Source organism: Burkholderia sp. LMU1-1-1.1, assembly GCF_040675865.1.
In the GTDB taxonomy this organism is placed as follows: Bacteria; Pseudomonadota; Gammaproteobacteria; order Burkholderiales; family Burkholderiaceae_D; genus Rugamonas.
Map to the genome: position 1 here is coordinate 1 of NZ_JBEGHG010000026.1, position 22,334 is coordinate 22,334.

Annotated in this window: 19 protein-coding genes, 1 rRNA gene and 1 riboswitch; of the genes, 15 read left to right on the forward strand and 5 right to left on the reverse strand. The window is 65.0% G+C overall.

Annotation, left to right across the window (positions count from 1 at the left end; translation table 11 throughout):
• Positions 1-111, reverse strand: a 16S ribosomal RNA gene (locus MRBLMU1_RS21230); the annotation flags it as partial.
• 412 nt (positions 112-523) lie between these two features.
• On the opposite strand from MRBLMU1_RS21230, the gene cobT reads away from it, so the two are divergent.
• The 3 genes from cobT to MRBLMU1_RS21245 are packed head-to-tail and all read left to right on the forward strand — an operon-like array spanning position 524 to position 2,898.
• Positions 524-1,558: a nicotinate-nucleotide--dimethylbenzimidazole phosphoribosyltransferase gene (gene cobT, locus MRBLMU1_RS21235; protein WP_363505346.1), complete on the forward strand. Its 1,035-nt coding sequence runs from the start codon at positions 524-526 to the stop codon at positions 1,556-1,558.
• A gap of 11 nt (positions 1,559-1,569) precedes the next feature.
• Positions 1,570-2,352, forward strand: a complete 783-nt coding sequence (locus MRBLMU1_RS21240; protein WP_363505349.1) for an adenosylcobinamide-GDP ribazoletransferase — start codon at positions 1,570-1,572, stop codon at positions 2,350-2,352.
• Between the two features lie 3 nt (positions 2,353-2,355).
• The gene (locus tag MRBLMU1_RS21245) at positions 2,356-2,898 is read left to right on the forward strand and encodes a histidine phosphatase family protein (protein ID WP_363505352.1); all 543 of its coding nucleotides are present in this window, start codon (positions 2,356-2,358) and stop codon (positions 2,896-2,898) included.
• Between the two features lie 14 nt (positions 2,899-2,912).
• Here MRBLMU1_RS21245 and MRBLMU1_RS21250 read toward each other — a convergent pair whose 3' ends face one another.
• Entirely contained in the window at positions 2,913-3,671 is a 759-nt protein-coding gene (locus MRBLMU1_RS21250) for a DUF6445 family protein (RefSeq protein WP_363505355.1), read from the reverse strand.
• A 116-nt stretch (positions 3,672-3,787) separates the two neighbouring features.
• Positions 3,788-4,006: riboswitch (cobalamin riboswitch) on the forward strand.
• A 97-nt stretch (positions 4,007-4,103) separates the two neighbouring features.
• Here MRBLMU1_RS21250 and MRBLMU1_RS21255 point away from each other — a divergent pair.
• The 12 genes from MRBLMU1_RS21255 (at position 4,104) to MRBLMU1_RS21310 (ending at position 16,896) form a co-directional block, all read left to right on the forward strand.
• Positions 4,104-5,990 carry a TonB-dependent receptor domain-containing protein gene (locus MRBLMU1_RS21255; protein ID WP_363505358.1) on the forward strand — a complete coding sequence of 629 codons (1,887 nt, stop codon included), beginning with the start codon at positions 4,104-4,106 and terminating at the stop codon, positions 5,988-5,990.
• A gap of 205 nt (positions 5,991-6,195) precedes the next feature.
• Complete coding sequence (locus MRBLMU1_RS21260; protein WP_363505361.1) at positions 6,196-7,218, forward strand: FecCD family ABC transporter permease; 1,023 nt, start codon at positions 6,196-6,198, stop codon at positions 7,216-7,218.
• Position 7,219: 1 nt separating this feature from the next.
• A complete protein-coding gene (locus tag MRBLMU1_RS21265; RefSeq protein WP_363505364.1) occupies positions 7,220-7,993 on the forward strand; it encodes an ABC transporter ATP-binding protein in 774 nt (257 codons plus the stop codon).
• Positions 7,990-8,625: a cob(I)yrinic acid a,c-diamide adenosyltransferase gene (cobO, locus tag MRBLMU1_RS21270; protein ID WP_363505367.1), complete on the forward strand. Its 636-nt coding sequence runs from the start codon at positions 7,990-7,992 to the stop codon at positions 8,623-8,625. Before MRBLMU1_RS21265 ends, cobO begins: the two co-directional genes overlap by 4 nt.
• A complete protein-coding gene (locus MRBLMU1_RS21275) occupies positions 8,625-9,923 on the forward strand; it encodes a cobyrinate a,c-diamide synthase (protein ID WP_363505370.1) in 1,299 nt (432 codons plus the stop codon). The genes cobO and MRBLMU1_RS21275 overlap by 1 nt, the downstream gene beginning before the upstream one ends.
• Complete coding sequence (gene cobU, locus MRBLMU1_RS21280; RefSeq protein WP_363505373.1) at positions 9,920-10,468, forward strand: bifunctional adenosylcobinamide kinase/adenosylcobinamide-phosphate guanylyltransferase; 549 nt, start codon at positions 9,920-9,922, stop codon at positions 10,466-10,468. Before MRBLMU1_RS21275 ends, cobU begins: the two co-directional genes overlap by 4 nt.
• Before the next feature lie 2 nt (positions 10,469-10,470).
• Entirely contained in the window at positions 10,471-11,436 is a 966-nt protein-coding gene (gene cbiB, locus MRBLMU1_RS21285) for an adenosylcobinamide-phosphate synthase CbiB (protein WP_363505376.1), read from the forward strand.
• Positions 11,429-12,409: a threonine-phosphate decarboxylase CobD gene (gene cobD, locus MRBLMU1_RS21290; protein ID WP_363505380.1), complete on the forward strand. Its 981-nt coding sequence runs from the start codon at positions 11,429-11,431 to the stop codon at positions 12,407-12,409. Before cbiB ends, cobD begins: the two co-directional genes overlap by 8 nt.
• Positions 12,406-13,308, forward strand: coding sequence for a cobalamin-binding protein (locus MRBLMU1_RS21295; protein ID WP_363505383.1), 903 nt, complete (start codon positions 12,406-12,408; stop codon positions 13,306-13,308). Before cobD ends, MRBLMU1_RS21295 begins: the two co-directional genes overlap by 4 nt.
• A 25-nt stretch (positions 13,309-13,333) precedes the next feature.
• On the forward strand, positions 13,334-14,767 hold the full coding sequence (locus MRBLMU1_RS21300) for a cobyric acid synthase (protein WP_414646104.1): 1,434 nt from the start codon (positions 13,334-13,336) through the stop codon (positions 14,765-14,767).
• Entirely contained in the window at positions 14,764-15,447 is a 684-nt protein-coding gene (gene bluB, locus MRBLMU1_RS21305; protein WP_363505389.1) for a 5,6-dimethylbenzimidazole synthase, read from the forward strand. Before MRBLMU1_RS21300 ends, bluB begins: the two co-directional genes overlap by 4 nt.
• Positions 15,448-15,483: 36 nt before the next feature.
• The gene (locus MRBLMU1_RS21310) at positions 15,484-16,896 is read left to right on the forward strand and encodes a DHA2 family efflux MFS transporter permease subunit (RefSeq protein WP_363505393.1); all 1,413 of its coding nucleotides are present in this window, start codon (positions 15,484-15,486) and stop codon (positions 16,894-16,896) included.
• Here the strand turns inward: MRBLMU1_RS21310 and MRBLMU1_RS21315 are convergent.
• The 3 genes from MRBLMU1_RS21315 to MRBLMU1_RS21325 all read right to left on the reverse strand — a co-directional run bounded on the left by MRBLMU1_RS21315 (position 16,880) and on the right by MRBLMU1_RS21325 (position 22,001).
• The gene (locus MRBLMU1_RS21315) at positions 16,880-17,791 is read right to left on the reverse strand and encodes a phytanoyl-CoA dioxygenase family protein (RefSeq protein ID WP_363505396.1); all 912 of its coding nucleotides are present in this window, start codon (positions 17,789-17,791) and stop codon (positions 16,880-16,882) included. The genes MRBLMU1_RS21310 and MRBLMU1_RS21315 overlap by 17 nt on opposite strands.
• Positions 17,792-17,859: 68 nt before the next feature.
• Positions 17,860-19,878, reverse strand: coding sequence for a beta strand repeat-containing protein (locus MRBLMU1_RS21320; protein ID WP_363505399.1), 2,019 nt, complete (start codon positions 19,876-19,878; stop codon positions 17,860-17,862).
• Between the two features lie 98 nt (positions 19,879-19,976).
• Entirely contained in the window at positions 19,977-22,001 is a 2,025-nt protein-coding gene (locus tag MRBLMU1_RS21325) for an esterase-like activity of phytase family protein (protein WP_363505402.1), read from the reverse strand.
• Positions 22,002-22,334 lie beyond the last annotated feature (333 nt).

Here is a 22,334-nt window from a genome sequence, read left to right on the forward strand (position 1 = left end):
TACTCACCCGTTCGCCACTCGCCGCCAGGTTGCCCCGCGCTGCCGTTCGACTTGCATGTGTAAGGCATGCCGCCAGCGTTCAATCTGAGCCAGGATCAAACTCTTCAGTTTAATCTCTGTTTATTTGGCATTTCTGCCACCGTCGTTGCCGACGGGTCGCTCACTCAAAATACTGACAGGCCACTACTTTCGTAGCGCCTATTTCATTACTTCTTGTGAACATTTGATATTTTAAGTATCGCGGAACCGAGGCTCCGCGTGCACTTTCATCAAACGTCCACACTTATCGACTGTTAATTTTTAAAGAACTTGTTCGGTACTGCTTGCTGAAGAAGCGTTGTGTTCATCAGCGAAGAGGCAAGATTATGAGGCGTTTCGAATATTTCGTCAAGCACTTCTTTTTCTTCGTCTTCTACGCTAACTCCGTATTTGTGTACGTCGTTCTGCGAGGGGGCGAACTATAGCAAGGGCCGCCGTGGCTGGCAAGAGTAAAATGCCAAATTCTTCGATCCATAAGCAGCCCATGTTCATTCCAACCATCTCCGCTACTAACAACGATGCGCTCGGCGCCCTGCTCGACCGCGCTATTAACAACAAGACCAAACCGCTTGGCAGCCTGGGGGTGCTGGAATCGCTGGCCAAACAGATCGGCCTTATACAGAACAGCCGCGAAGTGGCGCTGACGCAGCCGGCCATCCTGGTCTTCGCCGCCGATCACGGCATCGTCGCCGAAGGCATCTCCGCCTATCCGCAGGACGTGACCTGGCAGATGGTGGAAAACTTCCTGGCGCGCGGAGCCGCGATCAACGTCTTCGCGTCGCAGAACAACTGCGAGCTGCACGTCATCGACGCCGGCGTCAATCACGACTTCGGCCCGCGCGACGGCCTGACCGACCGCAAACTGGCCAACGGCACCCACAACTTCGCGCAGGAACCGGCGATGACCCACGCCACCTGCGAGGCGGCACTGGCCGCCGGCATGATGCTGGCCGCAGAATTGGATGGCAATGTCGTCGGCTTCGGCGAGATGGGCATTGGTAACACCACCTCCGCCGCCGCGCTGATGCACAAGCTGACGGGCATCCCGGTGGCAAACTGCGTGGGCGCCGGCACCGGACTCTCCGCCGAAGGCATCCACCATAAGCAGCGCGTGATCGAAGCGGCAGTCGCCCGGCACGAAGCCGTCACGGAGCCGCTCGACGTGCTGGCCACCTTCGGTGGATTGGAAATCGCCATGATGGCGGGCGCCATGCTGAAGGCGGCCGAACTGCGCAAGGTGCTGCTGATCGACGGCTTCATTGTCACCAGCGCGCTGCTGGTCGCCGCCCGCCTGCAACCGGCGATTCTCGATTACTGCGTCTTCGCGCACTGCTCCGATGAAAACGGCCATGAACAAATGCTGGCGGCGCTGGACGCCAAGCCTTTGCTCAATCTCGGCTTGCGCCTGGGCGAAGGCACCGGCTGCGCGCTGGCGTTGCCGCTGTTGCACGCGGCGGTCAACTTCCTGAACCAGATGGCCACGTTCGAATCGGCCCAGGTCAGCGAAAAGTCCGAGTAAGGGCCGGGTCAGTGCACCAGCTCCGACTGTTCTTCACCGCGCTGCAGTTCTTCACGCGCCTGCCGATCCCGCGCTGGGTAGGCTTCGATCCCGCGTGGCTCAATCAAGCGTCGCGCTATTTTCCGCTGGTCGGCGTGGTTGTCGCGCTGATCACCGGCGCGGTCTACGTTCTCGCCTTCAAGTTCCTCCCGCCGGCGATCGCCGTCATCCTGTCGGTCGCCGCCGGCATTTACGTCACCGGCGCCTTCCATGAAGACGGCTTCGCCGACATGTGCGACGGTTTCGGCGGCGGCGTGACGCAGGAACGCGTGCTGGAGATCATGAAGGATTCCCGCATCGGCGCCTACGGCGCGATCGGCATATTCTGCCTGCTGCTACTGAAGTGCGCGATCTTGACCCAGATACCGCCCTCCAGGGTGCTGGCGGCCCTGCTACTGGCCCATCCGATGTCGCGGCTGATGGCGGTCTCGCTGATCTGGCGGCTGGACTACGCGCGCGCCGAGGGCAAGGCCAAGCCCCTGGCGCAAAAGATGCGCACCATGGAATTCGCCATCGCCGCCATCACCGCCCTGCTGCCGGCGCTGATGCTGATCTATCTGGGCTGGCTGTCATGGACAATGCTGATCAGCGGCTTGGCCCTGGCGCTGGTCGCGACCCTCTGGCTGGCACGGAAGTTCGTGCGGCGCATCGGCGGCTACACCGGCGATTGCCTGGGCGCCGTACAGCAAGTGACCGAAGCGATCTTCTACCTGTGCGTGCTCGCCGGCCTGCACACCGGCGCGCAGTTTTTCTGACCCATGCGGCTGATACTGATCCGCCATCCCCAACCGCTGGTCGATGCGGGCGTCTGCTACGGCAGCACCGATCTGGACGTCGCGCCGGGGGAGCTGGAGCGCACCCTCGCCGCGCTGGCGCCGCGACTGCCCGCGGGTTTGCCCGTATATTCCAGTCCATTGCGCCGCTGCGCGGGACTCGCCGCCTGCCTGTCGGCCACTCCGATCTTCGACGCCCGCCTGGTCGAAATGCACTTCGGCGGCTGGGAGATGCGCGCCTGGGATGACATTCCGCGCGCCGAAATAGACGCCTGGGCCGCCGATATGGTCGACTACCAACCGGGCGGCGGCGAGAGCGTGCTGCGGATGGCCGCGCGCATCGCGGCCTTCCACGCCGACCTCCAGCGCCAGCTGGGCGACGACGGCGGAGCCATCGTCATCTGCCACGCGGGCGCCATGCGTCTGCTGTCCGCCTGCCACGCCGGCCTGGCGCCGCCGGAGATGGCCCTGCAAGCCGCCCGGATTCCACACCATATCGCCTACGGCGCCACTTTGATCCTAGAATAAATCCGGGCCCGGACTCAGCTCGCGGCCATGCGCAGCTTGAAGAAGGCGTTGACCGTCAGCCTGCCGACAGCAGGATCATCGACCAACAAATGGGGTGCCGCGAGATGCCCGGAGTGGAACACCTGGCCGTTATAAAAAATCGCCCTGTTGAACTTGGGTTCAACCGTTAGCACCTTCTCGAAATGCTCGTCCGAGGCGATGGCGAATGTCGGCGGCTTGGTGAGTACCGGTGACTCCCCCGCCTGTTCCATGCGCCTCAATTCGCGCAGCAGCGCGTTGATTTCCGCAGGTGGCAACCTGGGCTTGAAAAAGCTGGTGCCGCCCAGCCGCTCGTCCTTGAACAGATACAGGACCATGGCCCCGACGCCCTCCATCGGCTCCAGATCGTAGGAATCACGATGCGGCATGCGCTGGCCCGGCAACAGCTGCTCCGGACGCCGCGTCGCCAGCGACAGACGGCAGGCGATACCGAGCACCCGGCGCGCTTTGAGCGGCGCACGCGCGTGCAGCAGGAACGCTTCCTGCACGCTGGAGACGAAGCGTCCCGTCAACGGCAATTCCGGTCCGGGATAGTAATTGCCGGCCGAGTCGAGGAACTCTCCGCGCTGGAGCGCCGCGTATTCCACCATCGTTTCGGGTTCCGCCAAAAAGTTATCGACGATGACGACTTGGTGGCCGTCGAAAAGCGGCACCACTTTCACCACCGGACGCGGATTGACCATCGGGCGCAACGTCACCGGAGCGGATGGCGGAACAAGACGAGGGTCGAACATGGGCACTCCAACGACAGCAGGTGAACCACCTGGCAAGGTGGCGATAATGATAGCAAAAAAGCCAGAACCCCTTCACCGATTTATTTTTCGCTAGTTATCAAGTCCCACACCAAACCCGTATAATGACCGGCTTTGGTGCCCGCGCGTCCGTCCGGACGCGCAGTTAAACGGGAAACACGAAGCCGCCCCGCGGCCCACGTGTGCTGCCCCCGCAACGGTAAGCAAGTGTCGCGCGGCGCGCGACAAACCAGCTCTGACAACCACTGTGCTCCGCATGGGAAGGTGAGATGGTCTAACTTGCCAGCCCGGATACCGGCCAAAGCAGGTGGAAGTGGGCGAACCGAATGTGCGCGCGCATCTCTCGGTTTTCCGCTTCTGTTCAATCTGGCCCACGGGGAAGTAGGCCGGTTGCTCCTAACAGAAAAATAAATCATGTCCTTTCCTATCTCCCGCCTGGCACGCCGCCCGGTGGCACTGACCTCGCTGGCACTGGCAATGGCCGCCGCTTTCTCGCACACCGGCGCCTACGCCGACGAGGCGCCCGCCGGCACCGTCGTGGTGACCGCCACCCGCACGCCGCAGGCGCTGGCCGACATCATCAGCGACACCGTCACCATCAAGGCCGAACAGATCGCCGAAGCCGGCGCCGGGTCGGTGGTCGACCTGCTCAAGCGCCAGCGTGGTATCGAAGTGACGCGCAACGGCGGCGCCGGCAGCTCGTCCAACGTCTACATCCGTGGCGCCAACAGCAATCAAAGCATCGTGCTGGTCGACGGCGTGCGTATCGGCTCTTCCACCACCGGCGCGGCCAACTGGAGCGCCATCCCGCTGACCGCGATCGATCATATCGAAATCGTCTACGGTTCACTGAGCTCCCTGTACGGGGCGGACGCCATCGGCGGCGTGATCCAGATCTTCACCAAAAAGGGCCAGGGCGCGCCGGCGGTGACGGCCTTCGCCGGCTACGGCAGCGACAACACGCGCGAAGCCGACGTGACGGTATCGGGCGCCACGGGCGGTGAGCACAGCTTCGGTTACGCGGTCAGCGCCGGCAAGGAAAAGTCGGACGGCTTCTCGAGCGCACGCCCCGGCCTGTCCTCGTACAATCCGGACGACGACGGCTACGACAAGGAAAACGTCTCCGGTCAATTCAGCCTGCAGCTGGCCAAGGGTTACGAGGCCGGCGCGCTTTTCATGCACAGCAAACTCGATTCGCAATACGACAGCGCCAACGCCGGCTCGTACGACGTGCGCAGCAAGAACGTCATCGACACCGCCAGCGTTTACGCCAAGGGACAGCTGACGCCGATGTGGGACAGTCTGCTGCAGTACTCGGAGACCAAGGACAAGGGCGAAAACTACACCAACGCCGGCGCCAGCGGTTATGCGCGCATCAACACCAAGCAAAGCTTTATCACCTGGCAGAACGATCTGCGCATTGGCGCCGATTTGCTGCAACTGCTGTATGAACATCGCAAGGAGGAAGTGCGGACCAACGGCTTCGACCTGCGCGATCCAGAGCGCACCACCAACTCGTTCGCCGCTTCGTACAACGCCCGTCGCGGCGCCAATCTGCTGAGCGCGAGCGTCCGCCGCGACAACACTGCCTACGGTTCGCAGAATACCGGCTCGGTGGGCTACGGCTACAACATCACGCAGGCGCTGCGCGCCACCGCCAGCTACGGCACCAGCTTCCGCGCGCCGACCTACAACGAGTTGTACTTCCCAGGCTATGGCAATCCGGCCAACAAGCCGGAAAAAGGCCGCAACGCCGAAGTCGGCCTGCGCTACGACGACGGCGTCAACGCGTTGAGCGCCGGGTACTACCGCAACCGCTTGACGGATATGCTGGTTAACATCAACCCGTGCCCGTTCGGCCGCACCGGCTATCCGAGCGGCTGCGCCTACAACGTCAATCGCGCGACGCTGGAGGGGATCACGCTGTCGGCCGCCACAAAGCTGGCCGGCATCAACCTCGCCGCCAACGTCGACCTGCAAGACCCGAAAGATGAGACGACCGGAAAACGCCTGCTGCGCCGCGCCAAAAAGCACGGCAACGTGACCGCCGACTATGGCATCGGCGCGCTGAAGGCCGGCGCGGAGCTGGAAGTGTCGGGCGACCGCTATGACGATGCGGCGAATCGCAATCGGCTGGGCGGCTACGGTCTGGTGAACCTGTACGCGACCTACGCCTTCTCGCGCGACTGGTCTGCGCTGGTCCGCTGGAATAACATCGGCGACAAGCGGTATGATCTGGCGCGGAATTACGCCACGCCGGGTTCGAATGTATTTGCGGGCATCCGCTACGGCTATAAATAGGCCTGGGTAAGTTGAAACCCGTGGAGACACGTAGGGCGGATTAGCGCAGCGTAATCGGCCATCGCCGCGCCGCCGACGGCTCATACATGGCCGATTACGCGGTTCCCGCTAATCCGCCCTACCTGTCTCCAGTGTCATCGCTAAGTCTTGCTTAAGCTTGTAATACTGTAATCTGCCAGTGCTTCCCACTCTCTGAAAGTAGTGCATGCATTCTTTCTCACGCAATCTGCAGCAGCGCGCCGCCGTCACCTTGACCGGCCTGGCCCTGTTCGCGTTTGCCAGCCTGGTTTTCTCGGGCATGACCGGTTCGGTCGCGATTCCCCTTTCCGATATCCCCGCAGCGGTCACCGATCTGCTGCATGGCCAGACCTCGACCTTGTCCGCCACCCTGCTCGACCTGCGCCTGAGCCGCGCCATCACCGCCTTCGTCACCGGCGCCGCGCTGTCGCTGGCCGGCGTCATGATGCAAGCGCTGTTGCGCAACCCGCTGGCCGACCCGTATGTCCTGGGCATATCCTCGGGCGCCTCGGTCGGCGCGCTGGCCGCGCTGATGTTCATGTGCGCCGCGTGGATGGTCGACGCGGCGGCCTTCGCCGGCGCGGTGGTCGTGTCGATGACGCTCTACATGCTGGCGCGGCGCGACCTGCGCGGCGGCGCGGCGGCCGAAGGCGGCACCGCCCTGCTGCTGCTGACCGGCGTGATCCTGTCGTCCGCCTGCATGGCGCTGGTCACCCTGATGCTGTCGATCGCGCCGGAGAGCCGCCTGCGCACCATGGTGTTCTGGATGATCGGCGACCTGTCCGGCGCGCCGCTGCGCTGGATGCCGTGGGTGGTGCTGGCCGGGGCGCTGATCTTCGCGCTGCGCAACGCGCGCGCCATGAACGTGATGGCGCTGCACGCGGAGGCCGCCGCCACCCTGGGCATCCGCGTCGGCGCCCTGCGCAAAGGCCTGTTCTTCACCTCGGGGCTGCTGACCGCCAGCGCCGTGACCAGCGCCGGCAGCATCGGCTTCGTCGGCCTGATCGTGCCGCACGCCTGCCGCTTCGCCGTCGGTCCCGACCACCGCTTGCTGATCCCGGCGGCGGCGCTGGCCGGCGGCAGCTATTTGCTGCTGGCCGATACGCTGGCCCGCACCATCATCGCGCCGCAGCAGTTGCCGGTGGGCGTGGTCACGGCCCTGATCGGCGCGCCGGTGTTCCTGTACCAGCTACATCGGCTGCGTAAATAATATGATCAGCACCCACCACCTCTCCCTGAAAATCGGCAAGCGCCAGCTGATCGCGGACCTGAACTGGCTTGTCCAGGACGGCGAATGCTGGAGCGTCATCGGCCGCAACGGCGCCGGCAAAAGCACCCTGCTGCGCACCCTGGCCGGCCTGCGCCCGCCGGACGGCGGCCACGTGGCCATCGGCGGGCGGGCATTGAACGAGTGGCCGCTGGCCGAACTGGCACGCCAGCGCGCCTTCCTGGCGCAGAGCCGCAGCGACGCCTTCGCCTACACCGTGATCGAAACCGTGCTGTCGGCGCGCCATCCCTACCACGACAACCGCTATTGGGAAGGCGGCGAGGACCAGGCAATCGCCATGAAGTCGCTGGAGGCGATGGAGGTGGCCGAACTGGCCGCGCGCGACGTGCGTACGCTGTCCGGCGGCGAACGCCAACGCGTGGCCATCGCCGCCATGCTGGCGCAGGACACGCCGCTGCTGCTGCTCGACGAACCGGCCAACGCGCTCGATCTGGGACACCAGGTCGGTGTCATGAAGCTGCTGTCGCAGCTGTGCCGCGAGCAAGGAAAGACCGCCGTCATGATCGGCCACGACCTGACCCTGGCGCACGGCGTCTCCACCCACGCGCTGCTGCTGATGGGCGACGGCCGCTGGCTGGCCGGCACCACCGCCGACGTGATGCGGGCCGATCTCCTGAGCGAGTACCTGGGCCACCCGATCGACATCATCCAGCACGGCAAACGCAGCATCTTCATTCCCACCGAGGACAACGAATGACCGACCAGAACACAGATATCGCCGCCGAAACAGCGGCGCTCAACGAGCGCCATCGCGTGCGCATGGAACGCAAAAAGGCCATCATCGACGCGCAGATCGCCGCCGCCGACAAGCAAATCGGCATCATCATCGTCAACACCGGCAACGGTAAGGGCAAGAGCTCGAGCGGCTTCGGCATGGTGATCCGCGCCCTGGGCCACGGCATGAAGGTGGGCGTGGTGCAGTTCATCAAAGGCGCGATGCAGACCGGCGAGGAAGCTTTCCTGCGCCGCTTCCCGGACGAGGTGAGCTTCCACACGATGGGTGAAGGCTATACCTGGGAGACGCAAAACCGCGAGCGCGACACCGAAAAAGCGCTGCTGGCGTGGGAACAGGCGAAGAAATTCCTCGCCGATCCCGATATCGGCCTGGTGGTGTTCGACGAACTCAATATCGCGCTGAAATACCGCTATCTGGACGTAGAGATGGTGATCAACGACCTGCTGGCGCGTCCGCCGATGCAGCACGTGGTCATCACCGGCCGTGGCGCGCCGCCGGAACTGATCGCCATCGCCGACACAGTGACCGAAATGGAAGTCGTCAAACACGCATTCAAGGCCGGCATCGGCGCGCAACTCGGGACCGAGTGGTAATGGCGACGGTCAAAGCGCTGCTGATCGCCGCCGTGGCCTCCGGCCAAGGCAAGACCACCGTGACGGCGGCGCTGGCGCGCAAGCTGGTTCGGTTGGGCAAACGCGTGCGCGTGTTCAAGTGCGGTCCGGATTTCATCGACCCGATGCTGCTGGAGCGCGCCAGCGGTGCGCCGGTGCGCACGCTGGATCTGTGGATGGTCGGCCCGGAACAATGCCGCGCCCAGTTGGCGCGGGCGGCCGCCGAAGCGGATGTGATCCTGATCGAAGGCGTCATGGGCCTGTATGACGGCACGCCGTCGTCCGCCGACCTCGCGCGCGAGTTCGGCGTGCCGGTGATGGCGGTGATCGACGCCTCCTCGATGGCGCAAACTGCCGGCGCGCTGGTGCACGGCCTGCGCGATTACGGCCCGGTCGACATGGCGGGCGTGATCGCCAACCGCGTCGCCAGCGAAAACCACGCCAAAATGGTGGCGGCGTCGCTGCGCGATATTCCGTTGTTCGGCACCATGCCGCGCCAGACAAGATCGCTGCCGGAACGCCATCTCGGCCTCGTGCTGCCGGGGGAAGTGAGCGACATCGACGGATTGCTCGACACGCTGGCCGACCAGCTGGTGTTCGACGAAGCCGCGTGGGAGCGGCTGCGCGCCATCGACATCGCCATTCCCACGTCCATGGCCCCGGAACCGGCGCCCGCACTGGTCGGAAAAACCATCGCCATCGCGCGCGATCCGGCGTTCATGTTCCTCTATCCCGCCAACCTGGATACCCTGCAAGCGCTCGGCGCGACCTTGACGTTCTTCTCGCCGCTGGCCGACGAACCGGTGCCCGATGGCGCCGACGCGGTCTATCTGCCCGGCGGCTACCCGGAACTGCACGCCGAAGCGTTGTCGCGGGCAGGCGCCTGGAAATCGTCCATGCGCGCCGCCCACGAGAAGGGCGTCCCCATCGTCGCCGAATGCGGCGGCATGATGGCGCTGGCCGATACGCTGGCCGACCAATCCGGTGCTATTTGGCCGATGGCCGGCCTACTGACCGGCAGTGTGGCAATGCAGCCACGCCTGGCCGGTCTCGGACCGCAGGCGCTCCCCACGGAACAGGGAATCCTGCGCGGCCACACGTTCCATTACTCCAAATTGGCGACAACTGTGCAGCCGGCGGCGCATACTATTAAACATCCCTCCGCAATACAAGGTGAAGCCTGGTATCGCGCAGGATCGCTCACCGCTTCGTATTTTCACGCTTACTTCCCATCCAACCCGGCGGCCGTCGCCGCCCTGTTTTCAAGGAGTCCGGTATGACACGTACACTCGTTCTGGGCGGCGCACGCTCCGGTAAAAGCGCCTACGCCGAACGCCTGGCCGTAGAATCAGGCAAGGAAGTCGTCTACATCGCCACCGCCACCGCCGGCGACGCCGAAATGGCGGCCCGCATCGCGCACCACCGCGCCACTCGCCCCGGCGAATGGACCACCGTCGAGGAGCCGCTGGCCCTCGGTAACCAGTTGCTGCGCTGGTCGTCCCCGGACCGCCTGATCATGGTCGATTGCCTGACGCTGTGGCTCAGCAACCTGCTGTTCAGCAGCGGCGAGCAGTATCCCGAGGTCGGCGAGATCACCCTGCCGGCGCTGTTCCACGAACAGCAGGACATGCTGGCCAGCGCGCTGATCAAATGCACCAGCGACGTGGTACTGGTATCGAACGAGGTGGGACTGGGCATCATGCCGTCCGGCGCCATCTCGCGCTGCTTCCTCGACGAACAGGGACGTCTGAATCAATCGGTGGCGGCGATCTGCGACCGCGCGGTGTTCGTCGCCGCCGGCCTGCCGCTGATCTTAAAAGGATAGTCGTGCTGTCAGGGTTGAGCTTTTACGCCGTTGCGGTGTTGATGGTGGCCGGCGTACTGCTGGACTTTTTACTGGGCGAGGCGCGCCGCTGGCATCCGCTGGTCGGCTTCGGCAATCTGGCGATGGCGCTGGAGCGCGGCCTCAATCGCGGCCACTCGCGCTTCTGGCGCGGCGTGCTGGCCTGGACACTGGCCGTGCTGCCGCTGACCGTCATCGCCGCCTTGCTCGTTTGGCTGGCCGCGCCGCTAAGCGCGTGGTTGATGTATGCGCTGCACGCCGTCATGCTCTACTTCGCACTGGGCCTGCGCAGCCTGCGCGACCACAACCTGCCGATCGCCGAGGCGCTGGCGCGGGAGGATCTGCCCAACGCCCGTTTGCTGACGGCCCGCATCGTCAGCCGCGACACCACCAGCGCCAGCGAGATCGAACTGACCAAGGCCAGCGCCGAATCCCTGCTTGAAAACGGCAACGACGCCGTCTTCGGCACACTGTTCTGGTTTATGGTCGCCGGCGGTCCGGGCGCGGCGATGTTCCGCATGGCGAACACGCTCGACGCCATGTGGGGCTACCGCACTCCCCGCCTGGTGCAATTCGGCTGCGCCGCCGCGCGCCTCGACGACGTCCTCAATTACCTGCCCGCGCGCCTGACCGCGCTGTCCTACGTGCTGCTGGCGCCGGGACTGCAAGGAAAACGGCGCGCCTGGGCGTGCTGGCGCGCGCAAGCGCCGGCATGGAGCAGCCCGAACGCCGGCCCGGTCATGGCCAGCGGCGCCGGCGCGCTCGGCGTGCGACTGGGCGGCGCGGCCATCTACGACGGCGAGGTCGAGGAACGTCCGCCGCTGGGCCATGGCGAGCCGGCCACCGGGGTCGATATCGCCCGCGCATGGCAGCTGGTGGTCCGCACCACGGCGCTGTGGCTATCCTGCGCGCTGGTCGCGGCATTCATCCTGGAGTACGCACATGCTTGAACACGGCGGCAATCTGCGCGACGCCGCGCTGCGTTTCGGCCGCGATGACTGGCTCGATCTGTCGACCGGCATCAATCCGCGCTGGTATCCCGCGCCGCCTCTGCCGGACAACGCGTGGCACCGCCTGCCGGAAGCCGATCCCGAACTGGCGCGTGCGGCGCAGGCCTACTACGGCGCGCCGCTGATGCTGCCGGTGGCCGGCACGCAGGCGGCGATACAAGCGCTTCCCCGGCTGCGCAAGCCGTCGCGCGTTGCCGTCAGCGCGCCGTCCTACGCGGAGCACGCGCATCACTGGAGCGATCACGGTCACACGCTGACCCAAACGCCTTACGCCGAACTGGACGCGGCGGTCGCCGCCAGCGACGTCGTGGTCGTCGTCAATCCCAACAATCCCACCGGCGCCACGGTGCCGGCCGCGCGGCTGCTGGAATGGGCGAATCAACTGGCGGCGCGCGGCGGCTGGCTGGTCGTCGACGAGGCCTTCGGCGACACGTCGCAACACAATAGTGTCGCCGCCCACAGCGGCAGATCCGGTCTGATCGTACTGCGCTCGGTCGGCAAGTTCTTCGGGCTGGCCGGCATCCGCCTCGGCTTCGTGGCCGCCCATCCGGATCTGCTGCGCGGCCTGGCCGACCTGCTCGGCCCGTGGACCATCAGCGGTCCGGCCCAGCACATCGCCATCGCCGCGCTGCGCGACAAGCAATGGCAAGCCGGCACGCGCGAACAGCTGCATGCCAGCGGCGAACGCCTGCGCCGGCTGCTGGCCGCGCACGGCATCGCGTCGAACGGCACACCGTTGTTCCAGTGGTGGAGCGAGGCGCGGCCGGAGGCCTTCTGGCAGCATATGGCGGAACGCGGCATCTGGGTGCGGCTGTTCAAGCACGCCGCGCGCGGCATCCGCCTTGGCCTGCCACCCGACGAAGCGGGCTGGCAGCGCCTGCAAACCGCATTAACCGAATGGACTAACCAATGAAGAAGAACCAACTCGCGGCGCTTTGCCTATGCACAGCCGCCATCGCCGCCGCAGCTTCCACTGCCGACGCCAGTGCCGCCCCCATCAGCGTGCGCGACGACGACGGCAACGTGATCACGCTGCAAAAACCCGCCCAGCGCATCATCGCGATGGCGCCGCATGTGACGGAATTGCTGTATGCGGCGGGCGGCGGCGACAAGATCGTCGGCGCCGTCACCTACAGCGACTTCCCGGAAGCGGCAAAGAAACTGCCGCGCATCGGCACCAACCGCCAGATCGACATGGAACGGGTGATCGCCATGAAGCCCGATTTGATCGTCGCCTGGATGCACGGCAGCTCCGAGCGCCAGATCGAAACGCTGCGCCAATTGGGCATTCCGATTTTCCATAGCGAGCCTTTGAAGCTGGACGGCATCCCCGACAACCTGCTGCGCCTCGGCCAGTTGATGGGCACCGAAAGCGTCGCGCAGCCCGCCGCCGCCGAAATCCGCAAGCAGTTCGCTGTGCTGGCCAAGCAGTATTCCAACCGTCCGGCGGTGCGCATGTTCTACCAGGTGTGGGACAAGCCGCTGTACACGCTCAATGGGGCGTCCATCGTCAGCGACGCCATGCGCCTGTGCGGAGGAGTCAACATCTTTGCCGACCTCAAAACCACGGCGCCCGTGGTCAGCGTGGAAGCGGTGCTGCAGGCGGACCCCGAGGCGGTCTTCGGCACCGCCGAGAAGGACTACGGCGGCGTCGCGCTGTGGAAGCCGTACACCACGATGAAGGCGGTCCGCAACGACAATCTCTTCACCCTGGACGGCGAGTTGCTGAACCGCGCCGGCCCGCGCATGGTCGCCGGCACCACCATCCTGTGCGAAAAACTCGAACTGGCGCGCCAGCACAGGAAAAACTAACGTGAATTTCCCCTATTCGACCCTGATGGTACAGGGCACCACCTCCGACGCCGGCAAAAGTACCGTGGTCGCGGCCCTGTGCCGGCTGCTCAAGCGCGAGGGCGTGCGCGTGGTGCCGTTCAAGCCGCAGAACATGGCGCTCAACAGCGCGGTGACGGCGGACGGCGGCGAGATCGGCCGCGCGCAGGCGCTGCAGGCCATCGCCGCCGGCCTGGCGCCGCACACGGACATGAATCCGGTGCTGCTCAAACCATCGAGCGACATCGGCGCGCAGGTCGTCATCCATGGCAAGGTGCGCGCCGAGATGAACGCGCGCGACTACCACCAGTACAAAACCGTGGCCATGCAGGCGGTGCTCGAATCGCACGACCGCCTGCTGACGCAATACGACAGCGTGATCGTCGAAGGCGCGGGCAGCCCGGCGGAGATCAATCTGCGCGATCGCGACATCGCCAACATGGGCTTTGCCGAAAAGGTCGACTGCCCGGTGGTGCTGGTGGCGGACATCGATCGCGGCGGCGTGTTCGCGCACATCGTCGGCACCTTGTCCTGCCTGTCGGAGAGCGAGCGCGCGCGCACCATAGGCTTCGTCATCAACCGCTTCCGCGGCGATATCAAGCTGCTGGAACCGGGCCTGGAATGGCTGGAACAGCAGACCGGCAAGCCGGTGCTCGCCGTGCTGCCGTATCTTCACGGTCTGTTCCTCGACGCCGAGGACGCGGTGCAGCCGGTGCAGGCATCCAAGGGCGCTTTCCGCGTGGTGGTGCCAAGCCTGCCGCGCATGAGCAACCACACCGACTTCGACGCGCTGCGCGCCCATCCCGACGTCGATCTCCATTTCGTGCGCCAGGGCGAGCCCATACCCAAGGCCGACCTGATCATCCTCCCCGGCAGCAAGAACACGCGCGGCGATCTTGAGTGGCTGCGCGCACAAGGCTGGCCGAAGGAGATCGCCCGTCACCTGCGCTACGGCGGTAAAGTCATCGGCGTATGCGGCGGCTTCCAGATGCTGGGACGCAGTGTCACCGACCCACTCGGCATCGAGGGCAAGGCCGGGGGCTCGGACGCCCTCGGCCTGCTCGACATGTCCACCGAAATGACGGCCGACAAACGACTGGTACAAGTCCATGGCACGTGCGCCTTCGATGCCGATGGCGCCACCGTGGCGGGCTACGAAATCCACATGGGCGCCTCGACCGGCGGCGCGCTGGCATCGCCCGCCTTCCTGATCGACGGCCGGCCGGAGGGCGCGCGCTCGGCCGACGACCAGATACTGGGCACCTACCTGCACGGCCTGTTCGATACGCCCGAAGCCAGCGGCGCGCTGCTGCGCTGGGCCGGTCTGCATTCCGACCACACAGTCGATACCTCTGCGCTGCGCGAGACCAGCCTGGATCGCATCGCCGACGCCACGCAGCCGCTGCTCGACGCACTGGTCGCGCTGAAGAAGACGCCATGAATCCACACGCTTTTTCCGATACCGAGATCGAGGGCGTCTACCGCGCGATACGCGAGCGGCGCGATGTGCGCCACTTCAAACCGGGGCCGTTGGAAGACGGGCAGCTGTTGCGCTTCATCGCCGCCGCGCACAACGGACCTAGCGTCGGCTTGATGCAGCCATGGCGCTTCATCCGCATCGCCAGCGCGGAGCTGCGCGCCAGCATCCACCAGCACGTGAACGAGGAGCGCATCAAGACCGCCGAGGCGCTGGGCAAGCGCGCGGAGGAGTTCATGCAGTTGAAGGTGGAAGGCATACTGGCCTGCGCCGAGGTGCTGGTGGTCGGCCTGGTCGACAAGCGCGAGAACTATGTGTTCGGCCGCCGGACCATGCCGGAGATGGATTTGGCGTCGGCCGCGTGCGCGCTGCAGAACTTCTGGCTGGCGGCGCGCGCGGAGGGGATCGGTGCGGGATGGGTGTCGATGTTCGATCCGCAGCGGCTGCGGGAGATTTGCGGCATGCCGGAGGGCAGCCAGCCGATTGCCGTGCTGTGCGTGGGGCAGGTGGAGGAGTTTTACAGCGCGCCGATGCTGGAGCTGGAGCGCTGGGACCAGCGACGCCCGCTGAGCGAGATCATGTTCGAGGACCGCTGGGGAGCGGGTTTGGGGGAAACACCCGGCGCCCCATACAATCCGGCCTAATGACCCGTCCTTGCCTTTTATGTGACAATTGAAGGCATGACTACTTCCGCCGCCAAACGCTATCTGCCTTGGGTCGTCGCCACCGCCCTCTTCATGGAGCAGCTGGATTCGACCATCGTCAACACGGCGATTCCCAGCATGGCGGTGAGCCTGCAGGTCACGCCGCTAAGCTTGAAAGCGGTGGTCACCAGCTACATCCTCAGCCTGGCGGTGGCGATCCCGATCAGCGGCTGGATGGCCGACCGCTTCGGCACGCGGCGCGTCTTCATGTCGGCGGTGGCCATTTTCACGGTGGCGTCGGTGCTGTGCGGGCTGTCCGTCAATTCGCCGATGCTGGTCGCGGCAAGGCTGCTGCAAGGCCTGGGCGCGGCGATGATGATGCCGGTCGGGCGCCTGGCCATCATCCGCACCTTCCCCAAGGCCGAACTGCTGGCGGCGATGAATTTCGTGATCATCCCGGCGCTGATCGGGCCCCTGCTCGGCCCCACCGTCGGCGGCTTGATCGTGCACTGGCTGACGTGGCGCGATATCTTCTTCGTCAACGTGCCGGTCGGCCTGGCGGCCATCTTCCTGGCGCACCGCTACATGCCGGACTATCGCGGCGACAGCGTGCGGCCGCCGGACCTGATCGGCCTTGTCCTCTTCGGCACCGGGGTGGCCTTGCTGTCATGGCTGCTGGAGATCTTCGGTGAACACAAGCTCGATGCGACGTCGGCGACGGTGCTGCTGCTGATCGCCTGCAGCCTGCTGGCCGCCTACGTATGGCACGCGCAGGACGCCAAGTTCCCCCTGCTGCGGCTAACGCTGTTCAAGATACGCACCTTCCGCGTGTCGGTGGCGGGCGGTTTCGTCACACGCATCGGCGTGGGCGGATTGCCGTTCCTGCTGCCGCTGTTGTACCAGCTGGGCCTTGGCCTGCCGGCATGGCAATCGGGCCTGCTGATGATGCCGTCCGCCGCCGCCGCGATGGGCATGAAGTTCATTTCGGCGCGCGTGCTCGCCAGGTTCGGCTACCGCCAGGTGCTCACCGTGAACACGCTGCTGATCGGCCTGACCATCGGCATGTTCTCCCTGGTCCATCAGGGCACGCCGCTGTATGTGATCGTGATGATCAGCCTTTGCCTGGGCTTTTTCAATTCGCTGCAGTTCTCCAGCATGAACAGCATCGCCTATGCCGATATCGACAACGCCGATTCGAGCATGGCCAGCACCATCGCCAGTTCGATGCAGCAGTTGTCGATGAGTTTCGGCCTGGCCGCCGGTTCGCTGATCACCGGCTGGTTCCTCGGCGACCTGCCGCAGTCGAACCGCCTGGCGCTGACGTCGGCGCTGCACTATGCCTTCATCACGCTGGCGGTGCTGACGATGCTGTCGTCGCTGACCTTCCGGTCGCTGCGCAAGGAGGATGGCGAAAGCCTGAGCAAGGGCGCCGCTAGCCGCGCGGCTTGACGATCAGGCGGTTCACATAGGGGTCGAGGATCAGCGGGCCCTGATAAATCTCGGGCGAGTACTGGTAGGCGTAGCTGGGCAGCAGCGAGTACTGGATCTGCAGCATCAGGCGCGGTTGCCGCGCCGGCGCCGTGCCTTTGTGGATGCCGGCGGTGTCGACGGCGAAGCAGAACCCGCGCGAACCGACCGCCGTCAGCAACATCTCCGCGCCGTAGGCGCTGGAGATTTCGGTGTCCGTATAAAAGCGCAGCCGCATCGGCGCCCTGGTCAGATGGCTCCCATGCAGATAAACGTGCGGCCCGGCGTCGAGATCGACGTCGGTCAGGTAGACCAGGACCTTTAAATAGCGCCAATCTTCCGAGTCGCGGTGGAAGGCCTGCAACGCGCTGCAATCCCCTTCCACCGGAAACGACCAGCGCAGCCCCAACGCGGAGATCGTCGGCTTGCAGTCCATGTAACGGGCGGCCAGCCCCAGCAGCGGCGGACTGTTGGCCAGCGCCAGGATGTGCGGGCAGGCGATGACGTCGCGCAAATGATAGTCGGCCACGCGCACGCCTGCGGGCGCCTGCATCAGCGTGAACGACTCGCGGTCGTGATCGCGGTCGAACAGGGCCTTATTTTTTAGATAGTCCTTGATCTCGTCGCATTGCGCGTTGTCGAGCAAATTTCCCAGCGGCGCGTATCCGCTGTCGCTCAAGTCCGCCAGCGCGGCGTCCTCCTGCGCGGTATTGCCGTACAACTCTTTGCCCGATCCCTGCCGCACGCGCAAGGCAGCGCTCAGCGCGCGCACCACCAGGCGGCGCAACGCGGGCCGCGTGACGATGCGCTGGCTGTAATACAACAGGCTATGAAGAGGGGCGAAACGGCGGCCGGGGGTCAGCTGCGCATATTCCATTGGGAAATTCCTTCCGGGTTCACCCCTAAGAAGGTAGCAACCCGGCGCCCCTTACGCTTTGATATCGGCTAAACCCCTTGCTGACGACGGCGGACGAAGGCGCCAATCAGGCCCAGCCCGCCCAGTAGCATGGCGTAGGTGGCCGGCTCCGGCACGGCCGCTGCGGCGGCCACATCGGTGTAAGCGCCGTCGAAGCGGAACGTCGCCCGCTGGCCGTTGATGCTGGTTATGCCGATCAGCGCCAGGAAGCTGGTGTCGGCCGAGTAGTCGCCCAGCAGGCGGAACGCGTATCCGCCGGTGGCGGCCTCGGTGAAGGACAGCGTCTTGCCGCTGACCACCGCGCCCAGGCCGTTGAAGGTCAACGAGGAAGAACCGAGTTGCACGGAGGCGCTGTCGAGCAGGGACAGGCTGGCGAAAGTCTGGCCATCCGCGCCCGCGTTGGTCAGGCGCAGCGCGCCGCCATTCAGGATCAGCTGGCTGCCGGCGGCGATGCGGTTGGCCCCGTCCAGGGTCAGGGTGCCGCCGCTCAGCACGGTGGAGCCGGAGTAGGTGCTCACACCTGACAGGGTCACGTCGCCGCTTTTGAATTCGACGCTGTTGAAGTTCGAAATCGATCCGGCGTAGGCGAAGCTGCCGCCGGCCTGGACCACCATCGTGTTGGTGCCGCCGACGCCGCCATTGATGCCGCCGGTGATGCCGCCACCGGTAATGGTCAGGCTGTTGTTACCGCTGCCCATTTCGATGGCCTTGCCACTGCTGGCGCCGTCGATATTGCCGCCGCTAACGATGACGGTATTGTCGGCGCCGGTCTTGATCGCGGCGTTGGTCGCGCCCCCGCCCTGGATCGTGGCGCCGGCCTGGTTGAAGATGGTGACGGTGTGACCGCTGGCGGCGCCGACGGCGACGATGGCCGAATCGCTCTGGCCGCGTATCAGGCCGCCGGCTTGATTGGTGATCGTCGCGTTGCCGTACAGACCCTCGCGGGTACCGTTGCTCAGATCGTTACCGGCCAGGGTGATGCCGCGACCGACCGCGTTCGTGTTGCCGGCCGAGACCAGCCCTTCGATCGTGCCGCTATTGGTGACGGCGCCGCCGCCGAAGCTGATGCCCTCGCTGTAAGCGAGGCCGTCGGCCGGCGCGCTGAAGGCGTTGACCGAACGGATGATGCCGGTGTTGGTGATGGTGGCCAGGCCGTCGACATCGAGCCCGTCGCCATCGCCGGTGACGCCGTGGCCGATGATGCTGCCGTGGTTGATGATGTTGGCGGTCTGGTTCTTGTTGAACCCGTCAAGATTGATGCCGGAACCGTTGTTACCGCGCACCACGCCGCCGGCCAGGTTGGTCAGGTCGATGACGAAGCTCGCGTTGGCATTGTCCTGGCCGCCGGTGATGCCGTGGCGTCCACCCTCGATCAGGCCGGTCGCGCCGTTGAAAATCTTGATGCCGGTGTTGCCTTGGGCGTCGACGCCATCGCTGCTGGCGCCGCTGGTGGTCAGCGAACGGATGGTGCCGTTGTTGTTGACGACGCCGTTGACGCCGGCGCGCACCGCGTCCGCCTCGGTCGCCTGCAGCAGGCCGCCGCTGAAGTTGTTAACGACGTTGGCGCCGCTGGTGATGGAGCTGAAGTCGACCGCCTGGGCGCCGCCGGCGCTGGCGTTGAGCGAGATCATCGAGCCGTAGTTGTTCAGCGTGACGCTGGCGTTGGCCTTGGCCATCTGGATCACGTCGGCGTCGGCGGTCTGCATCAAGGCGGCGCCGTTGGCGGTGCTGCCGTTGATGATGAGCAGGCCGGTGGCGCCGGTGTTGTCGCGGATCGCGCGGCCGCTGCCGGTTTGGCGGATGCTGCCCTGGTTGTTGAGTGTCGCATTGTTACCGGTGATGGTCACCGCCACCGCGCCGCCGCCGACCGTCAGCGAGCCGCTGGCAGTCACGGTGCCGGTGTCGTCCTTGCCGAGGGTGCGGACCGTGCTGTTGGCGCCGTTGATGGTGAAGTCGGCGGCGAAGGCCGATTGCATGGTGAGCGGCAAGGTCGCCGCGACCAGCAAGGCCTGGATGGCGGAGGAAGCTTTCGGCAAGGTGATCTGCATAGTTGTCCCGGATATTGTAGTAAGCAAACTTTCAATATCCCATAAAATTATGACAAGATCGTGACGACGGGCGGGCGCAGGCCCGCCCCATCCTCCCGTTAAAACGCGGTCAACGCCTTGGTGAACTTAATCAGCCACAGGCGGCTTGGACGCTCGCGGTCGTCGCCACGGGCAACGCGGATCGTGTTGGCCGCATTACAGCCGGCGGCGCTGCTGGTGATGATGACGCCGTTCGCATCGACATTGCACTTGGTGACATCGGCATCGTCCACCGCCACGCCGGCCGCGTTGTAGACCTTGGTTTTGAGGCCGAAGTCATTGTCATTGACCAGCGCGAGCGTGTTGCCATCGACGATGGTCAAGCCTTCGGCCTTCTCCGCCAGCCAGCCGATCGCGTTCAGGTCGAGCAGCTGGGTTTTCTTCAGCGCCACCACCGATTTCCAGTCGGCGCCATTGACAGCCGCGCCGCCCATGCTGCTTTTCTCCAGATCCGACGTCGCCACGTTGAAGGCCGCCGCCGCGATGTCGGTCGCCGCGCCGATCTCCACCAGCATCAGCTTGTTGAATACCTTGCCGCCGGGCGCCGCGCCCTGCTCGATCACGATGAACTTACCGTTGCCCAGCGCGACCACGTCGCCCAGCTTGGCGTTGCCGGTGCGGCCATCCTGGTAATCGGCGGCATCGAGCGGATAGGCGTACATCTTGCCGGAGGTGCCAGTGGTCGGATCGAACTCGACCCAACGGGTGAAGCGCGCATAGCGTTCGACCGCCTCGCTCTTGCCGGTGACCGTATAAGGCGCGTTGCCGTCGCTGAGCGGACTTTGCAGGAAGGCGTGCAGCTTGTCGGTGGTCGTATCCAGCGCCATGCCTTCCATGCCGCGATTGGCGCGGCGCTTGAGGAAGATTTCCGGCAAGCCACTGCCTGGCGCGTACTTGTTCAGGATGACGCCGGTGGCCGGATCGATCTTGACGATGAACGGACCGTATTCGTCCGACACCCACAGCACGTTGCGCTTCTTGTCGACCACGATGGCTTCCGAATCCAGGCCGCCGGCGTTGAACGTGGCTTTGCTGGCGGCGTCGTACTTCATCGCGTCCATCACCGGCAACTCGGCCGAGTTGCCCACCGAACCAGGCGCGACCGGAAGTCCGGAAGCGTTGACGTTGGCGGAGACCTTGATCGGCGTCGACGCCGTCAGCGCCGCACCGGATTTGCCGACGGTGATCAGGCCGAACGCGGGCGTAAAGCTCGGCGACGGGAAGATCTTGGCGCCGGTGACACCGGTGCCGCTCAATGACGGCAGGTTCGGACCGTCGCCGTTGGGGCCGCGATCGGTCAGGCCGTAAAACTCCAGATCGCCATTGGCGGCGATGCCTTTGAACGCGATCGACGAACCGTAGGATGGCAGGAAACCGAGCGGGAAGTCTTCCTTGACCTTGGCGTTGCCGCCCTCGTAGGGGATATAGAAATTGTTAGTCGCCTGGATTTGATAGCGGGTCACGCTGACGGCCACATCGCCGAGTGGGGTCTTCTGCGTGAAGGATTCGTTGACCGGCGTGCCGACCTTGGAGGCCAGAGTGTCTTCGAAGTGTTCACGTACAAGGCTGCGGCGGTTGTCGTCGACGGTGCGGGCGGCGTACTTGGCGCCGGCGGCTTTCAGGTTGTCGGTCATGGCGGTATTGAAGGTGGCGGCGGACGCGCTGAAGTCCGCGCTTCGGGATGCGAGCGCGGTTTTCACGTCGGCGACGAGCTTGATGCCGTTCGACGGATCGCTGTCTTCATCCAGCAGTTGCAGGGCCAGCAAGCGGTTGATCACTTTGACGTCCTTGATGTCGGTAACGCCGGCCAGTTGCAGCGGCGTGATGGTGGCCGCGCACGGTGCGCTGCCCAGGGCAATGCCGCCGATACTGAAGCTGACGGTGTCGCCAGCGTAACACGTGAACTCGCCTTTGGAAGTCGTGCTGGCTTTGGCGGCGGTGCCGGCGACATAGTCCAGGTTTTCAACCGCGCCATCGAGGAACACGCCGGTCGTCGACGGGCGCGCGGGCGCCTCGTTGTCGCTGCCACCGCAGCCGGCCAGGACGGAGAATACGGCGAGCGACAATAAGGAAAGAGTTTTCATGCTAGCGGACCTCAAATTGAAAAAGAGGCAAGTCTAGCGCGCGCATGTGACGCGGCTATGACGCGGAGAAGCATGGAGGTGTCAACGAACGCCTGCAGGACACGGAGACACGTAGGGCGGATTAGGCGGGACGCCGTAATCGGCCATTTATGAGCCGCCGACGGAGCGTACATTGGCCGATTACGCTTCGCTAATCCGCCCTACGCGTCTCCGTGGTCCGCTTAAGACCCGGCGCATGGACGCAAAAAAGCCCACCAGGATCACCTGGTGGGCTTCTTCTTATAACTAGCCTGACGATAACCTACTTTCACACTGGTTGCAGCACTATCATCG

Excerpts from the sequence above, each read along its gene's own strand:
- bluB (WP_363505389.1), top strand. The coding sequence starts at position 14,764 with ATGAATCCACACGCTTTTTCCGATACCGAGATCGAGGGCGTCTACCGC.
- MRBLMU1_RS21275 (WP_363505370.1), top strand. The coding sequence starts at position 8,625 with ATGGCGACGGTCAAAGCGCTGCTGATCGCCGCCGTGGCCTCCGGCCAA.
- MRBLMU1_RS21255 (WP_363505358.1), top strand. The coding sequence starts at position 4,104 with ATGTCCTTTCCTATCTCCCGCCTGGCACGCCGCCCGGTGGCACTGACC.
- MRBLMU1_RS21300 (WP_414646104.1), top strand. The coding sequence starts at position 13,334 with ATGGTACAGGGCACCACCTCCGACGCCGGCAAAAGTACCGTGGTCGCG.
- cobU (WP_363505373.1), top strand. The coding sequence starts at position 9,920 with ATGACACGTACACTCGTTCTGGGCGGCGCACGCTCCGGTAAAAGCGCC.
- MRBLMU1_RS21320 (WP_363505399.1), bottom strand. The coding sequence starts at position 19,878 with ATGCAGATCACCTTGCCGAAAGCTTCCTCCGCCATCCAGGCCTTGCTG.
- MRBLMU1_RS21250 (WP_363505355.1), bottom strand. The coding sequence starts at position 3,671 with ATGTTCGACCCTCGTCTTGTTCCGCCATCCGCTCCGGTGACGTTGCGC.
- cobD (WP_363505380.1), top strand. The coding sequence starts at position 11,429 with ATGCTTGAACACGGCGGCAATCTGCGCGACGCCGCGCTGCGTTTCGGC.
- MRBLMU1_RS21310 (WP_363505393.1), top strand. The coding sequence starts at position 15,484 with ATGACTACTTCCGCCGCCAAACGCTATCTGCCTTGGGTCGTCGCCACC.
- cobT (WP_363505346.1), top strand. The coding sequence starts at position 524 with ATGTTCATTCCAACCATCTCCGCTACTAACAACGATGCGCTCGGCGCC.
- MRBLMU1_RS21325 (WP_363505402.1), bottom strand. The coding sequence starts at position 22,001 with ATGAAAACTCTTTCCTTATTGTCGCTCGCCGTATTCTCCGTCCTGGCC.
- MRBLMU1_RS21295 (WP_363505383.1), top strand. The coding sequence starts at position 12,406 with ATGAAGAAGAACCAACTCGCGGCGCTTTGCCTATGCACAGCCGCCATC.
- MRBLMU1_RS21260 (WP_363505361.1), top strand. The coding sequence starts at position 6,196 with ATGCATTCTTTCTCACGCAATCTGCAGCAGCGCGCCGCCGTCACCTTG.
- MRBLMU1_RS21265 (WP_363505364.1), top strand. The coding sequence starts at position 7,220 with ATGATCAGCACCCACCACCTCTCCCTGAAAATCGGCAAGCGCCAGCTG.
- cobO (WP_363505367.1), top strand. The coding sequence starts at position 7,990 with ATGACCGACCAGAACACAGATATCGCCGCCGAAACAGCGGCGCTCAAC.
- MRBLMU1_RS21245 (WP_363505352.1), top strand. The coding sequence starts at position 2,356 with ATGCGGCTGATACTGATCCGCCATCCCCAACCGCTGGTCGATGCGGGC.
- MRBLMU1_RS21315 (WP_363505396.1), bottom strand. The coding sequence starts at position 17,791 with ATGGAATATGCGCAGCTGACCCCCGGCCGCCGTTTCGCCCCTCTTCAT.